Genomic DNA, 15,916 nt, shown 5'->3' with positions numbered 1-15,916 from the left:
TTTAACAAACAATTAGTATTTAGCAAGAAATGCGCCGAAGATTCAAAGAAAATGCCAATTTAATAGGGCACCTAAAAAAAGGTGATGGAGATGCTTTTTCATTTTTGGTAAACAGTTACAATCATCAATTGTGTGTGTATGCAAATAGTTTGGTTAACGATAAGGCATTGGCCGAAGACATTGTACAGAATGTATATATAAAAACATGGGAAAAACGCAAATATTTAAATGAATGTTTTTCTATTAAAAGTTTTTTGTACAAATCTGTTCATAATGAGTTTATAGACCAATATAGAAAAAATCGATCTGTAACAATACTGGAGAAAAAATATATTGAAACGCTTGATGCTATTGTTGAAGAAGATTATAATGTTTTAGAAAAACTGTATCTTTTAGTTCAAAATGAAATTCAAAATCTGCCCCCAAAATGTAAAAATATATTTCTGTTGAGCAAGAAGGAAGGATTGAGCAATGTAGAAATCTCTGAACATCTCAATATTTCCACTAAAACGGTTGAAGCACATATAACAAAGGCATTTTGCCTTATCCGAGAAAGGGTAAGCCTCCCTACAAATATGGGCGCTTTCCTTTTTTTGTTGTTTGTTTGAAAATTAGGCGATAAAAAAAATAGAAAAAACTCAATCCATGATAAGTAAGATAGAGTGATTTAATTTGATCTAGAATGAGCAAAAAAACTTCAATATTTTAAGCTTTTACTTTGCTTCTCTATCTCTGTACATTATTTTCATGCAATAAAAAAAATTTTAGAACCAGTCAACTCCACGACAGCGTCATCATGTAATTACTTGGCATTTGTCTTTAAGACCATTCAGAATGCTTGTCCTTTTTCCCAGTTCAATTCGTTAGGAAAATGCTTAGCCTCCGCAATGGATTCTTTCAGAACCCGCTTGTGGCAGTTTTTGAAAGAACGACAGTGACCCATAGATGCTGAAACAAGTTCAGCAGGACGTTTTGATTAATGATTTTTACAGGTTAAAATCAATACTATGGCGTCACCATGAACCTGCCCGACAATGCCGTTCAGGCGGTTTTAATTCAGGGTCTAATATAGGACAGCTAATGTAAAAAAATCACCAAAGGTAGCTCCCAGAAAATTACTCTACTACAAAATCAAAATAAGTATCCGGACAAGGTTCCGGTTGGAAAGTATAATGCCACCATTCTTCTGGGTAAGGCAGGAAACCATATTTGGTCATTGTCTTTTTTAACAATTCCCGGTTCTTCTTTTGTTTAGGGGTGATATCTGGATAGTTATGATGGGAAATCTCGCCAAAAAAATCGTAAGTTCCGCCCATATCCACTTCTTCCCCAGATTTCACATCAATCAGGGTAAGGTCCAGAGTACTTCCTCTTGAATGTCCTGACCTGCTGGCAAGGTAACCTAGGTTAAACAATTCCTTTTTTGTCACTTCTGGATAAAATTTGACTTTCATCAAGGTATCTCCTGGTCTTTTTACCCATTCAATAAAATGATCAACCGCCCTTTGTGGCCTGTAAGCATCAAATATCTTGAGACAGTAACCCTGAGTTTCCAGTTCAGCCTGCACTTTTTTAAGAACCTTAGCTGCAGGTTTTGTTAGGATTGCTTTGGGCTTCAGGTAACCTTCAATCGGTTTACCGATGAAGTTATTGGAACCGGCATAACGCATATCAAGAACAATATCCGGGATTACCTGATCTACATATACAAAATTTTTCGGTAGTTTTTTTTCCTGAATTGAAAAACCTAGAAAAAAAAAGATGTAAAAAATTATTAGAAAAGTCTTCATTGATTTTTTTAAAGTTAATGGCTTTAGTTTTGAGAAGCATTGATCTAATCAATTTTAAAAAATACTTATCTGATATGTCAATGGTAATGAGTCAAATTAACAAAAGATAACGGATTAAAAAAACAATAGCGACTCTTAACTAGGGCCTTTTCATTCAATAAAAAATTTCTTAAAACCTGTTAACTCCAAGGCAGCAGAGGCACCATGTAATTATATTTACTTGGCGGATCAAGTAAATTAATGAGATGCTTCTCTAATATCCCTAGAGGAAGAATGTGTTTTGGTGATTTTCCACTGTCCATCTATTTTCTTTAAGTCGGATGTGGCGACAGCTTTCTTTTTAATAATTCTTGTTTCCATTCCTTTTTCTTGGTTAGCTTTTAGAGCTATTGTAAAATTATAAGTTTCAGTTGTAAATGCGTAAGGCATATCTATTTTCACCTCAATTTTATAATCGGAAAAGGTAAAACTGTCAAAAGCTTTTAATTCTGGACCAAGATGATGGGATTCATAAGTTTCAAAGGTGCCCTCGGAACCACCAGATTCAAAAACTGTGGCTTCTTTTGTGAAAAGTTCTTTAGTGCCTTGGGTAGTTAAATTTTGCACAGCATCTTTGTAGCTTTTCATAACTGCTGCTACAGCTTCTTTCTCTGCTGAAACGTCAACAGCTTCTTCTTCTAATACTTCTACTTCTTCTACTTTTTGTTCTTGTTCTTTACAACTTGTAAAAGTTAAAAGGAAAATTACGACCAGTCCGATTGATTTTAAATACTTACTCATCCTTTTTGTTTAGTGAATTAAATAGTTCTTATCTAATTTACAAACCTAAAAACTTTTTCAACAGGATTTATCTATTTTAGCTTATTTCTATTTAGATGTAATTTTACTTAAATTCAACTTTGATTATTTATAAGGCATCAAATAAATAAACACCTAAAGGGTTTTGACAGTTGGCCCATCTAATATCGATGGTTTTCCTCTTGCTTGCCAAAAGCCAATAGATGAGATATAAGCAATAGATTATTTTGAACCAAGGATAGTCTAAGCCTTGTGATATGGTTAAAGCACCTTCAAACAATCTTAAGTTTTCAATAAACCATTATGGATTTCAAATTTATAGCTTTAAACAAAAGAATGAAATTCTTATCATATATTATTCTAATAGTCAGTTGCCTTTCCCTGAATTAGGCTTGTCCTGATGGTGTTCCAAATACTTTTGAACCATCAGTTATGTTATTCGTTTATAGAACAGCTGTTTACTTTATTGATTAGGCCTTTAATATCCTATTTTGTTCAATTAATAGGTTAATCCGTTGGGTGAAATCAATATTTAGCATTAAATATAATGATGCTAATCTAATAGCTCGAAACCCACTTTTCTTTTCAACTACAACTTCGACAGGCTCAGCCTAACATTAGTTTTATGTAGAACTCTTCAATAATAGTTTTCAACCTATTAAAACTTTCCATACTTTTAAGGTATAATTCTTAATAACAAGAAATCATGGCCAAAGAAAAATCCCCTTCAAAAAATTCAGCAAAGAAAGAACCTGTGTTGAGCTTAAAAGAAAAGCGTGCTGCAAAAGCTGCCAAGAAGAAAAACAAAAGTTAAAAGATAAAACTAAGCTATTTCGATCATGTAGGTAGCGCAAAAACTATGGGTAGGCATTAATTTATTAATGCCTTTTTTAGTTTTAAAATTTTGGTCGGTGCCCTCGATATCTGCTATTCCCAACCAAGGTTCTATACATACATAAGGCGCATTGGGTTTAGCCCAAATCCCCAAATTATTAAAGTCAGAATAACTTAGGCTTAAGATCCTTCCGGAATGATTACTGTTAAGGCTCACTTTTTTAGAAGGAATGTCTTGAAAAATAAGAGCATCATTATCGAAAAGGTCTTTTCTCAAATTGATCTTGTCGTCATTTTTTAAAACTGCTTCAGAAATATTGGAAATTAAACCCTCGTTAGATAAAACACACGTGTTCAGTTCCATTTTTTGGTCGAATTCCAGATAGTAATCCTCATAGGTTTCTCCTGGAAAAAGTGGCGCATTAAAAGCCGGATGCCCTCCAATTGAAAAATAAATTTCCTTGGTATCCAGATTGAATACTTCGTGTTTTACTTCTAAAGTTCTTTCATTCAGTATAAAACTGATTTCCAATTCAAATTTAAAAGGATAATTTTTCAAGGTGTCCTCAGCGTATTTCAAACTGAAAGTCAGCCGATCCTGAGCTTTGCTTTTAAGAATCACATCTTCATTATTCCTAAAAAAGCCATGCTTGGGCATATGATAACTTGAACCTTCAAAAATATAGGTGTCATTTTTTAGGGCACCAATAATCGGAAATAGGTTGGGAGCGTGACTTTCCCAATATGCAGGATCGCCTTGCCAAATATATTCTTTCCCGTTAAGTTTATTTACTATACTGCAGAGTTCGGCACCAATAGATTTTATGCCAATACTTAAAAGTTCATTTTCCACTCTATGTATTGCTACATTTTTCATAAAAACAAATTGTTAAAAAGTTGACCTTTTATTTTTTGTGGCGTCTATTCGCACCCTTGTCTCCTCGGGTTTGAGGCTTCTTATACTTTTTGGCGATTTCACGTCTATAAGATCCTCCAAGATTTTCCTTGCTGTTCTTCTCACTTTTGTCGTGGTATGCAGGACCAGGCGCATCCTCATCACGCCTTTTCCGGGGATTGTTTATTTCAAAGATCTTAGGCTGCTCTTCAGGTATAAGAATTGTAGAGATCTCCACAGTTTCCGGCAACTCGAATTGAGGCACCTTCATCTTCATAAGATTTTCGATCCTCTCTAAATTATCCTCTTCTTTTTCTGTAGTTAAAAGAAAAGAGATTCCTTCTTTTTCCGCACGTCCGGTTCTACCAATTCGATGCATGTAATTCTCCGGGTATTCCGGCGTATCAAAATTTATAACGTGAGACACGTTTTCTATATCCAATCCACGCGCCATAACATCTGTAGCCACAAGAATCCTACTAAAGCCTTCCCCAAATTGTTTTATGCTTCGCAACCTGTAATTCTGAGTTTTGTTGGAGTGGATCACGGTACATTCCTCTGGGAATTCCTCTGCTAAACTTTCAAATAGCCTGTCGGCCAAACGCTTATAAGCTACAAAAATAAGCACTTTGGTATAGGTTTCTTTATCTTTTAATAAATCTCTCAGGAAATTGACTTTCGTATGGAAATTCACTATTCTATAACCTCGTTGCTCGATATTGTCCAGCGGAGTTCCACTAATGGCAACCGATATTTTTACGGGCTGTTTAAAGCTGATGTCTATAATTTCTTCAACCGCTTCGGTCATCGTGGCAGAGAACATAATGTTCTGCCTGTTTTGCGGAAGCAATTCAATAATATTGTTTATCTGAAATCTAAAACCTAGATCCAACATGACATCTACTTCATCTATCACCAATTTCTGGATAGATTTCATTTGTACTGCACGGCGCAAAATAAGATCGTACAATCTTCCTGGAGTAGCAACAATAATATCCAATCCCTGAAGCAGATCGGAATGTTGTGTATTGATATTGGTTCCCCCATATATCCCGGTACTACGGGTATTCATGTAGGCAGTTAATTTCTCTATTTCTTCCCTTACCTGTACCACCAATTCCCTGGTAGGTACTAAAACTAAAACTCTCGGGTTCTTTTGTTCAGAATATTTAAGCATCCTAAGAATAGGCAACATATATGCAAATGTTTTACCAGTTCCCGTTTGTGCAATTCCCACTACATCTTTCCCGGACATTATAGAAGAAAATGCCTGTTCCTGAATAGGTGTAGGCGTGTGGAATTTTAAATCTTCCAACGCATTTAATAATGGGGTATTTAAATTAAGATCCTGAAAAGTCACCTGAGTTTGTTTTAATTAGCTGCAAAGATAAGTTTTGCAGCTAAGGAATAAGATAAAAAAGGTATGGAAATACTCAGCTTTTGTTTTAAAGGGATTTTTAATATATAAAATTCTCTGATGGCTCTGCCTCGGGGTTTCGGTTTCACCTCTCCTTGGGAGAGGTCAGAACTGCCCTTTTTGGCAGTTCTGGGTGAGGAGATTTTTTTTATTTTTAAAGTATCCCAATAAATAGGTATTTTTGAAATCCATGAAATACCCACTATGAAAAAGATCTTGGCCTTTGCAGGCTCCAATAGCAGTACATCCATCAATCAACAATTTATCAGGCATATAGCCAATAGAATTAATGGCCATGATATCAAAATCATTAAATTAAGAGATTACGACATCCCAATGTTCAGTGTAGATAAACAAAGCACCAATGGTTTTCCCTTGGATATCCAGGTGATTAAAAACCTCATTTCTGAACATGATGCATTGATGATCTCTGTGAATGAGCATAATGGGATGGTTTCTGCATTTTTCAAGAATATCCTTGACTGGCTTTCCCGCTTGGATCGAAATTTTTTGGCACATAAAAAAATCCTTTTGGTGAGCACTTCTCCGGGAGCCCGTGGCGCTGCATCTTCGTTGGAATATACCAAAGGAATTTTACCGAGATTTGGTGGGCAAATTATAGAAAGCTTTAGTTTTCCTTCCTTCAACGATAATTTTGAAAATGATAGCATTCAAAATGAAGTATTGAATATGGGAATTGAAGATGTCTTGACTACCTTTGCGCATGAAATTGAAGATTAAGTGCGTACTACTACCCAATTTTTACTAGAAGACCCAACCGCATTCAAAAAGAAGCTTTTTAAATGGAGTGCACAATTCCATGAGATCGCTTGGCTCGATAGTAATAATTACCCGCAAACGGCCTCTAATTTTGAAGCGGTTCTTGCCGTGGAAGCCTTTACCGCTCTAAAAACCGATTATCACGGAGCTTTCGATCAATTAAAGGAATATCAGGAAATCACCAAAGATTGGATCTTTGGGTACCTTTCTTATGATCTTAAAAATGATCTCGAGAATTTGAATTCGAAGAATTTCGACGGATTGAAGTTTCCAGATCTGTACTTTTTTCAGCCTCAAAAATTGATTTTAGTAGGTAAGGACAAAGTTGAATTCCGTTACCTGAAAATGGTCGATGCTGAGATGGTTTCAGATTATGAAGAAATCCTTGAGCCAGATTTAGATTCAAAAACTATTTCTTCTGAAGAAAAAAATGAACTTTCACCTGTTCGAACAAGAATATCCAAAGAAGAATATCTCCAAAAAGTTTCAGAAATGCTGAAACATATCCATAGAGGGGATATTTACGAAGCTAACTTTTGTCAGGAATATTATGCTGAAAACAAGGCGATAGATCCCTCAACCGTGTTTCAGAACCTCAATGCAATTTCTTCCCCGCCTTTTGCTTCATTTTTAAAATTGGAAGATTATTATTTGCTTTCGGCATCCCCGGAACGCTATATAAAAAAGGATGGCAATAAAGTGATTTCCCAACCCATCAAAGGAACTGCAAGAAGGGCAACAACTGAAGAGGAGGATCAAAAAATAGTGGAGTTGCTGGCAAAAGACCCAAAAGAACTTTCTGAAAATGTGATGATCGTAGATCTGGTTCGTAACGATATTTCCAGAGTTGCAAAAAAAGGGAGTGTGCACGTAGCCGAACTCTGTAAAGTATATTCCTTTAAACAGGTACATCAGTTAATTTCAACTATTTCAGCAGAACTCGAAGTAGGTTGTACCCCCGTAGAAGTGCTAAAAGCTACGTTCCCAATGGGAAGTATGACGGGCGCACCTAAGATTTCTGCCATGAAAATTATTGAAGAATTGGAAGAAAGCAAACGCGGACTTTACAGTGGCGCAGTGGGCTATTTTACCCCCGAAGGCGATTTCGATTTTAATGTAGTGATTAGAAGTATCCTTTACAATGCAAACTCTCAATATGTCTCATTTTCAGTAGGTGGCGCAATCACTTCCAGGTCTATTCCTGAACAGGAATATGAAGAATGCCAATTAAAGGCGAAGGCGATGCTGGAAGCGTTAGGACCTTAAATACAAACTTGGCATGTAGCATATTAAAACTTCTCTTTTTGTCAAGTCTTAAAACAGGCTTATTTCTTATCTTTGAAGCTTATGGAAAAAGCCTTCAAAAATCACCTGAAATCTCAATTCCCTTTTTTATGTCAGGGCAAATTATTGCTGGCAGTTAGTGGGGGAGTGGATAGCGTGGTTTTGGCTCATCTCTGTAAACTTGCTAAATTGAATTTTTCCATTGCACATTGTAATTTTGACCTTCGGGCTGAAGAAAGTGATGCCGATGAGGAATTTGTTCTGGATCTAGCCGAAAAACTAGATGTAGAAGTTTATATCGAAAATTTCGACACGACTACTTTTGCTGAAAATGCTAAAATTTCCATCCAAATGGCGGCCAGGGAATTAAGATATCACTGGTTCGAAGAGCTGAGTGTTGCTATGAAGTTCGATTACGTGCTAACAGCACATCATGCCAATGATAATCTGGAAACTTTTTTGATCAATCTGGTTCGAGGAAGTGGCTTGGAGGGTTTTACCGGGATTAAAGCGGTAAATAACTCGGTGGTTAGGCCTTTGCTTTCCTTCTCGAGAAAAGAGATCGAAACATATGCGCACGATCATAAAATTACTTGGAGAGAAGATAGCAGCAACGCTTCCAATAAATACCTTCGGAATACAATCCGTCATGAGGTTATCCCCGTTTTAGAGAAGTTGAATCCGCGGTTATTGGAGGGTTTTCAGAATACGCAATCGCACCTTACAGAAAGCTCGAATTTGGTTGAAGACTATATGGGGTTGATCTATCCTGAGATTGTTTCCAAAAACAAATATGGGTACGAGCTAAAAGTGGAGTATTTGAAAAAACTTCCTAATCAAAAAGCGGTTTTATATCAATTGTTGAAGACCTTCGGTTTTTCTGAATGGGATGACGTGTATCAACTGTTGGATGCGCAAACCGGAAAAATGGTCCTTTCTGAAACCCACAGACTCATTAAAGACCGAGAAGTCTTGCTTTTAACCGAGATCCCTGCCGAAGATAAGCTTCAGAAATATGGGATTCGGGAAGGAGAGCGAATTATTATGTTGCCAATGGGCAGGTTCACAATTTCTGAAGTGGACAAAATTGCCAATGATACCCCAAATAGCATTTATGTAAACAAAGAATTGCTCCAATACCCATTGATTTTGCGAAAATGGGAGGAGGGTGATTTCTTTTATCCGTTTGGAATGAAAGGAAAGAAAAAGTTAAGCGACTTTTTTAAAGACAAAAAATTATCTTTGCCCGAGAAGGAAAATTGCTGGTTGCTGTGTTCCAATGAAGATATCGTTTGGGTTATAAATCAGCGCGCAGATAATAGATTTGCGATTACAGATCCTTCTCAAAAAATAATAAAAATTACCTACTCTTTATGAAATATTTCTGGTCACTGCTCCTCTTATTAATTTTTCCTATAACCCTAGTTTCTCAGGTTTTCACATCTTCCGATGAAGAGCCACAAATCGAGGAACCTATTACTTGGGATTCCCATTTGGAAAAGGAAAACGATAGTATTTATAAGCTAAAATTTACGGCGAAATTAGATAAAGGCTGGCATTTATATTCCCAGGATGTAGAAGAAGGAGGTCCAATAGCTACTAATTTCACCTTTAATAATTCGGGTGCTACTTACGAGTTGGTGGGAGAAACATCCGAACCTAATGTGCCTACCTATTACGATGAGGTCTTTGGGATGGAGATCAAATATTTTGAAGATAAAGCTGAATTTTTTCAGACCATAAAAGTTATAGATCCCAATGCGATCATTGAAGTTGAAGTGGAATTTATGGTGTGTGACGATACCATGTGCTTGCCTCCAGATACGGTTCCATTTCAAATTTCTGTGGCGGCAAATAAAACCGTTAAGGGATATGCAAATGAAGAAATCACTCCTGTAGATCTGGCAAAAACAGAAGCACTTAGTATAGGCATGAAGGGTTGGGAAACCTACAAACCGGAAGGGGAGGAAAAGGAAGGTTTTATCACCATTTTCCTTTTAGGATTCTTGGGTGGCTTGATCGCTTTATTAACACCTTGCGTATTTCCTATGATCCCATTAACGGTTTCCTTTTTCACGAAAAGTGCAAAAAGCAAACAAAAAGGATTGGTAAATGCCATTCTCTACGGGCTATTTATATTTTTGATATATTTATTATTAAGCGTTCCTTTTCATCTTTTAGATAGTCTGGCACCGGAGATCCTAAATAACATCTCCACCAACGTTACCCTGAATATCATATTCTTTGTGATTTTTATAGTGTTCGCATTCTCCTTTTTTGGGTATTATGAAATCACTTTACCGAGCTCTTGGAGCAATAAAATGGACGATAAAGCTTCCAGTATTGGAGGGGTGGTAGGCATCTTTTTTATGGCGCTTACCTTGGCTTTGGTTTCTTTCTCTTGTACAGGTCCTATTTTGGGATCTTTATTGGGAGGGTCGTTAAGCAGTAATGGAGGGGCAATGCAGCTATCCTTTGGAATGGGAGGTTTTGGCCTTGCCTTGGCCTTGCCTTTTGCATTGTTTGCCTTGTTCCCAAATTGGTTGAATTCGTTGCCAAAAAGTGGAGGCTGGTTGAATACCGTTAAAGTGGTACTTGGGTTTATAGAATTGGCACTTGCCTTTAAATTCCTTTCCAATGCAGATCTTGTAGAGCATTGGGGGCTCCTAAAAAGGGAGATCTTTATTGGGATCTGGATCTTGGTTGGAATTGGATTGATGCTTTATTTATTCGGAATAATAAGATTTCCCCATGATGGCCCAAAAAAGAAGTTGAGCAAATCCAGATTTGGTTTTGGGGTCCTTACCTTTATCTTTGTACTGTATCTCTTTCCTGGCATAACAAATTCAGGATTTGCCAATCTTAAACTTCTAAGCGGATTTCCCCCTCCATTGTTCTATAGTGTGTACGAAAAAGACACGCAGGGCCCACTTGGGTTGAAGGCATATAAAAGTTGGGAAAAGGGCTTGGAGATCGCCAGACAAGAGAATAAACCAATCATAATAGATTTTACCGGGTGGGCATGTGTGAATTGCCGAAAAATGGAAGAACAGGTATGGAGCAACCCAGAGGTTTATGAGGTACTAAAGAACGATTATATCCTTGTTTCTTTATATGTGGATGATCGGGAAGAACTACCCGAGCATGAACAATTTAACTATGTTCGGGCAAATGGAAGTATTAAAAAGATCAAAACGATTGGAGATAAATGGGCAACCTTCCAAACAGTGAATTTTCAGAATAATTCACAGCCTTTTTATGTGTTGCTGGATACTGAACTAAATTTACTGAATTCACCTATTGGCTATACTCCAGATTCTAAAGAATTTTTGGAATGGCTTCGTCAAGGACTCTAAAAAATGGATGTAGAGTAGGGGTTTATATTTTTCAAGCTTAAGCCGTTAATCCCTCATTGAGGGTTCGACCTACCTGACCAGTTGGGCAGTTGCCTTGTCCAGATAGGGTACCCCGGGATGCTTCTAATTTTTATAAGTATTTTTGCCATTCATATATTTTGGGCTTGTATCGAGGTTCTTGATTCTCTATCTTTAGTTTTTTAAAATCTGAAACTATGAAATGAGCCCGTATGTTTATTTGGTTACTAACCGAAATGCAAATTGGCGAATCGCATACATCCTATTGATAACAAATAATATAACCAGATGAAATTAACCTATTTCCCACTTATTTTTATAATAAGCCTTTTCCTACCCCTATCAGTATACTCCCAAACTGAGGAGGATTATCAAGTAGCCGATAATTATACCAAACAAGAAGTCGAGATCACGATGCGGGATGGTATAAAATTACATACCACTATCTATTCCCCGAAGGATACTTCCAAGAAATACCCAATTTTATTGCAACGTACCCCGTACAGTTCCAGACCGTATGGAAAAGATGAATTTAGATCGAAGATCGGCCCCAATGAATATTTAATGAAAGAAGGAAACATCTTTGTATATCAAGATGTTCGTGGAAGATGGATGAGCGAAGGGGTGTACGATAATATGCGTGCTTATATCCCCAAGAAAAAAGGAAAACAAATAGATGAAGCTAGTGATACCTACGAAACCATAGATTGGTTGTTGAAAAACACTAAAAACAACAACGGGAAAGTGGGAACTTGGGGTATCTCTTACCCTGGTTATTATGCCTTGTATTCTTTGCTGGATGCACATCCTGCTTTAAAAGCGGTTTCTCCACAAGCGGGGATTGGGGATTTCTTTTTTGATGACTTCCACCACAATGGCGCTTATTTATTGAGCTATTGGAGGGCAACTGCCGTTTTTGGATACGAAAAATCCACCCCTTCCGATACTTCTTGGTACAAATTCCCGGAGTTGGGAACCCAAGATCAATATCAATTCTTTTTGGATAATGGCCCGTTGAGCAACTTGGACAAATATTATAAAGAAGACAATGTGTTTTGGACACAGTTAAAGGAGCATTCCAGTTATGATGAATTCTGGAAATCCAGGGGACTAATTCAGCATTTAAAAGATATAAAACCGGCAGTGATGATCGTTGGAGGATTATTTGATGCCGAAGATTTGTATGGCCCTTTTGAATCCTATAAAAATATCGAGGCGAAAAGTGACAATTACAACACCATTGTATTTGGGCCTTGGAGCCATGGCGATTGGGCCAGGGATTCTAAAAGGCAAGCAATCGGAAATGTATATTTTGGGGATGATATCTCTAAAAACTATCAAAAAGATATTGAAACCAAATTCTTCAATCATTTTTTGAAAGGTCCCGGCACTAAAGATTCTGGTTTGCCAGAAGCTTATGTTTACGATACAGGTAATAAAAAATGGGGTAGCTTCGAGCAATGGCCTCCAAAAGGAACAGTTAAAAAAACCTGGTTTTTAGGAGCTGATCAAACGCTTACCGAAATTGCTTCAGAAGAAAACCAAACTTTTGTGAGTGACCCTAAAAAACCGGTCCCTTATTCAGAAGATATTAAAATGGTATTCACACCAAGAAAGTATATGACAGATGATCAGCGGTTTTCTGCGAGAAGACCCGATGTATTGGTTTATGAAACCCCTGTTTTGGAGGAAGATATGAGTTTGGTAGGCGCTATTCAAGCGCATTTATATGTTGCCACCACAGGAACCGATGCAGATTGGATCGTGAAGGTGATAGACGTATACCCTGCAGATGCTGAAGATACCGAGGAAACCCAAGCATATTTAAAAATGGGCAATTACCACATGATGGTGCGTAGCGAAGTAATGAGGGGCCGTTTTAGAAATAGTTTCGAGAACCCGGAACCTTTTAAACCAGGAGAAAAAACATCGGTAGATATCACTTTGCAGGATATCAACCATACGTTTAAGAAGGGCCATAAACTGCAAATTCAGGTGCAGAGTACTTGGTTTCCACTAATAGATCTTAATCCGCAGACTTTTGTGCCAAATATTTTTAAGGCTGAAGAAGGAGATTTCAAAAAACAAACCCATACTGTTTATGGAGATTCTAAAATTGAGTTCTCTGTGTTTCAAGAGCAATAGTGTATTAATATAAATTAAAACGATTAATATATATATCCGTTCTTATCACGATAGTTATCTCGTCATCCTGTCCCGAAGCGTCGGGATATTTCAGGGTCTCAATTTGTTGTATTGATTTACCTTATTATGAGATTCTGAAACAATTCCGATAGCTATCGGAACAGAATGACGTCCTTTATCGGTTTATGATACTTTACGGACAATCAAAAATGACTATATGAAAAATATATTAAAAGGATTTTTGGCCCTTGTGTTCCTAAGCAGTTTGGTTTCTTGCGAAGAGGACAAGAAAAGTGAAGACCTTTCTTCAGAAGAAATTGAGAGAAGTTCTAAGGAATTAAACGATTATTTTGAAGCTGAATTCGAAAAGGACCTGGCTGATTCCCCCATGATGCAAACCCGATTGGGGAGAAAGACCAATTATGGAAAATGGGACGATTTCTCTTCCCAAAAATATACAGATGATCTTGAAAAATCGAAAAAGCGATTAGCGTATATGGAAAAGGTAGATGAGCTAGCCTTGGATGATCAGACCGAATTAAGTTACCGGTTATTTAAGCAAAATCTCAAAGAGGAAATCGCCGATTATGAGTACCGTTTCTATAATTATCCCATCAATCAGATGCATGGATATCATACAGAATTACCTGCATTTTTGATTAATATGCATCGCATAGATTCTATACCGGATGCCGAAGCATATATTGAAAGATTGAATGGGTTGCCAAAGGCAATGGAGCAAATTGTAGAAGGATTAAAAGTGAGGGAACAAAATGGCATTTTGCCCCCAAAATTCGTTTTCGAAAAAGTGATCGATGATTCAAGGAATGTTCTAAAAGGAAGGCCATTTACAAATTCCAAGGAGGCGAGTGCGCTTTTAGAAGATTTTAAATTGAAAGTAAAAGGATTGAAATTGCCAGAAGCAGACCATTTAAAACTTATTAATAAAGCCGAGAATGCCTTGAATACTTCCGTTAGAACTGCTTATGAGAATTTAATTGCCACATTGGAAGATCAACAGCAGCGTGCCACGACAGATCATGGAGCTTGGAAATTTCCCAAAGGGGAAGCTTTTTACAAAAATAGGCTAAAAAGGATAACTACGACAGATCTCAATGCAAATGAGATTCATGAAATAGGATTAAGCGAGGTTGCCAGAATTCATGGCGAAATGGAGGAGATCATGAAAACGACTGGATTTAAAGGATCTTTACAAGATTTCTTTGAGTTTATGAGAACAGAGAAGCAATTTTATTATCCAAATACTGCAGAAGGAAAAAAACGCTATTTATCTGAAGCTACCAAGCTAATCAATAAAATGAAAGGAAAGCTGGACGATCTTTTTATCACAAAGCCCAAAGCAGATATTGTTGTAAAAGCGGTGGAAGCATTTAGGGAAAAGAGTGCAGGAAAAGCCTTTTATCAAGCTCCGGCGATCGATGGGTCCAGACCGGGAACCTATTATGCAAACTTATACGACATGGAGGCGATGCCAACCTATCAGATGGAAGCTTTGGCCTTTCATGAAGGCATTCCCGGGCACCATATGCAGATTGCGATTGCCCAAGAATTGGATAGCATTCCCATGTTTAGAAAATTCTCTTTTTATACTGCATATGTAGAAGGTTGGGGATTGTACAGTGAATTAGTACCAAAGGAAATAGGCTTTTATAAAGATCCCTATTCAGATTTTGGAAGATTGGCGATGGAACTTTGGAGATCGTGCCGATTAGTTGTAGATACCGGAATCCATTCTAAAAAATGGACCAGGGAAGAAGGGATTGCGTATTATAAGGAGAATACCCCAAATGCAGAAAGTGATTGCGTGAAAATGGTAGAGCGACATATCGTGATGCCGGGACAGGCTACTGCTTATAAGATCGGGATGAATAAGATCGTGGAATTACGGGAAGAGGCCAAGATTCAATTAGGTGAAGATTTCGATATTAGGGAATTTCATGATGTAGTTCTTACCAATGGCGCAGTACCGTTAAATGTATTGGAAGAAATGGTGCAGGAATGGGTACAATCCAAGAAAACAACATAGTCCGCTCTAAGTAGTGGCACTCTTTTAAAATATTGGCCATAAATTCACGAATTACATTATGTAAGCGCTTTTTCTCTCATATAAATTATCTCGTCACCTGAGACCTATGATAAAAAATTATCCAGCGTAGGGAATTGACGTGTTTTTTATATAAGCTGATGGGATGCTGAAACAAGTTCAGCATGACGACAATTCCGCATCGTCACCCTGAACTGGTTTCAGGGTCTTGGATTCGCAAATAAATAAAAATACGTCAATGGTAGGAGGGATCTCTTTATATTTCAATGAATAATGCTTCATTGAGATTCTTCACTATGTTCAGAATGACAATTCGATCTTCATGATTATCGGGACAGAACGACTTCTCGACTGCGCTGGAAGGGACATTGCAACACTAACTTGTCATCCCGACGAAGGAAGGATCCCTTTACATTTCAATGAATAATGCTCCATTGAGATTCTTCATTATGTCCAGAATGACAATTCGATCTTCGTGATTATCGGGACAGAATGAGGTCTTTTAACTGTTCATGATATTTTATGGTCAATCCA

At 37.3% G+C, this 15,916-nt stretch carries 11 protein-coding genes; 7 read left to right on the top strand and 4 right to left on the bottom strand.

All coding sequences use genetic code 11. The features are described 5' to 3' along the window. The first annotated feature begins 29 nt into the window (after window positions 1-29). Window positions 30-608, top strand: coding sequence for an RNA polymerase sigma factor (locus tag JM83_RS00605; RefSeq protein WP_144958392.1), 579 nt, complete (start codon window positions 30-32; stop codon window positions 606-608). A 507-nt stretch (window positions 609-1,115) separates the two neighbouring features. On the opposite strand, the gene JM83_RS00600 is transcribed toward JM83_RS00605, so the two are convergent. From JM83_RS00600 to JM83_RS00585, 4 genes are all read right to left on the bottom strand, one after another. Further along, on the bottom strand, window positions 1,116-1,790 hold the full coding sequence (locus JM83_RS00600) for a M15 family metallopeptidase (RefSeq protein WP_144958390.1): 675 nt from the start codon (window positions 1,788-1,790) through the stop codon (window positions 1,116-1,118). A 237-nt stretch (window positions 1,791-2,027) separates the two neighbouring features. Beyond that, window positions 2,028-2,570, bottom strand: a complete 543-nt coding sequence (locus JM83_RS00595; RefSeq protein ID WP_144958389.1) for a nuclear transport factor 2 family protein — start codon at window positions 2,568-2,570, stop codon at window positions 2,028-2,030. Between the two features lie 841 nt (window positions 2,571-3,411). Then, window positions 3,412-4,299 (bottom strand): aldose 1-epimerase family protein, encoded by an 888-nt coding sequence (locus JM83_RS00590; RefSeq protein WP_144958387.1) that lies wholly within the window; start codon window positions 4,297-4,299, stop codon window positions 3,412-3,414. A gap of 28 nt (window positions 4,300-4,327) precedes the next feature. After that, the gene (locus tag JM83_RS00585; RefSeq protein ID WP_144958385.1) at window positions 4,328-5,677 is read right to left on the bottom strand and encodes a DEAD/DEAH box helicase; all 1,350 of its coding nucleotides are present in this window, start codon (window positions 5,675-5,677) and stop codon (window positions 4,328-4,330) included. A 261-nt stretch (window positions 5,678-5,938) separates the two neighbouring features. Here JM83_RS00585 and JM83_RS00580 point away from each other — a divergent pair, with 261 nt between their 5' ends. The 6 genes from JM83_RS00580 to JM83_RS00555 all read left to right on the top strand — a co-directional run bounded on the left by JM83_RS00580 (window position 5,939) and on the right by JM83_RS00555 (window position 15,364). Beyond that, window positions 5,939-6,475, top strand: coding sequence for an NADPH-dependent FMN reductase (locus JM83_RS00580; protein WP_144958383.1), 537 nt, complete (start codon window positions 5,939-5,941; stop codon window positions 6,473-6,475). Beyond that, window positions 6,476-7,780 carry an aminodeoxychorismate synthase component I gene (gene pabB / locus JM83_RS00575; RefSeq protein ID WP_144958381.1) on the top strand — a complete coding sequence of 435 codons (1,305 nt, stop codon included), beginning with the start codon at window positions 6,476-6,478 and terminating at the stop codon, window positions 7,778-7,780. It abuts the gene before it with no gap. Between the two features lie 81 nt (window positions 7,781-7,861). After that, window positions 7,862-9,175, top strand: a complete 1,314-nt coding sequence (gene tilS, locus JM83_RS00570) for a tRNA lysidine(34) synthetase TilS (protein WP_144958380.1) — start codon at window positions 7,862-7,864, stop codon at window positions 9,173-9,175. Continuing rightward, window positions 9,172-11,154: a protein-disulfide reductase DsbD family protein gene (locus JM83_RS00565; protein ID WP_144958379.1), complete on the top strand. Its 1,983-nt coding sequence runs from the start codon at window positions 9,172-9,174 to the stop codon at window positions 11,152-11,154. Before tilS ends, JM83_RS00565 begins: the two co-directional genes overlap by 4 nt. Before the next feature lie 306 nt (window positions 11,155-11,460). Further along, window positions 11,461-13,317 carry a CocE/NonD family hydrolase gene (locus JM83_RS00560; RefSeq protein ID WP_144958378.1) on the top strand — a complete coding sequence of 619 codons (1,857 nt, stop codon included), beginning with the start codon at window positions 11,461-11,463 and terminating at the stop codon, window positions 13,315-13,317. A 217-nt stretch (window positions 13,318-13,534) separates the two neighbouring features. Further along, the gene (locus tag JM83_RS00555) at window positions 13,535-15,364 is read left to right on the top strand and encodes a DUF885 domain-containing protein (protein ID WP_144958377.1); all 1,830 of its coding nucleotides are present in this window, start codon (window positions 13,535-13,537) and stop codon (window positions 15,362-15,364) included. The last annotated feature ends 552 nt before the right edge of the window (window positions 15,365-15,916 follow it).

Origin of the sequence: Gillisia sp. Hel_I_86, assembly GCF_007827275.1 — a bacterium.
GTDB lineage: Bacteria > Bacteroidota > Bacteroidia > Flavobacteriales > Flavobacteriaceae > Gillisia.
The sequence above is the reverse complement of the archived record's forward strand: the minus strand, read 5'-3'. Positions and strand labels throughout refer to the sequence as shown.

Bases quoted from the DNA above. Each gene is read 5' to 3' on its own strand.
- JM83_RS00605 (WP_144958392.1), top strand. From the start codon at position 30: ATGCGCCGAAGATTCAAAGAAAATGCCAATTTAATAGGGCACCTAAAA.
- JM83_RS00600 (WP_144958390.1), bottom strand. From the start codon at position 1,790: ATGAAGACTTTTCTAATAATTTTTTACATCTTTTTTTTTCTAGGTTTT.
- JM83_RS00595 (WP_144958389.1), bottom strand. From the start codon at position 2,570: ATGAGTAAGTATTTAAAATCAATCGGACTGGTCGTAATTTTCCTTTTA.
- JM83_RS00590 (WP_144958387.1), bottom strand. From the start codon at position 4,299: ATGAAAAATGTAGCAATACATAGAGTGGAAAATGAACTTTTAAGTATT.
- JM83_RS00580 (WP_144958383.1), top strand. From the start codon at position 5,939: ATGAAAAAGATCTTGGCCTTTGCAGGCTCCAATAGCAGTACATCCATC.
- tilS (WP_144958380.1), top strand. From the start codon at position 7,862: ATGGAAAAAGCCTTCAAAAATCACCTGAAATCTCAATTCCCTTTTTTA.
- JM83_RS00565 (WP_144958379.1), top strand. From the start codon at position 9,172: ATGAAATATTTCTGGTCACTGCTCCTCTTATTAATTTTTCCTATAACC.
- JM83_RS00560 (WP_144958378.1), top strand. From the start codon at position 11,461: ATGAAATTAACCTATTTCCCACTTATTTTTATAATAAGCCTTTTCCTA.
- JM83_RS00555 (WP_144958377.1), top strand. From the start codon at position 13,535: ATGAAAAATATATTAAAAGGATTTTTGGCCCTTGTGTTCCTAAGCAGT.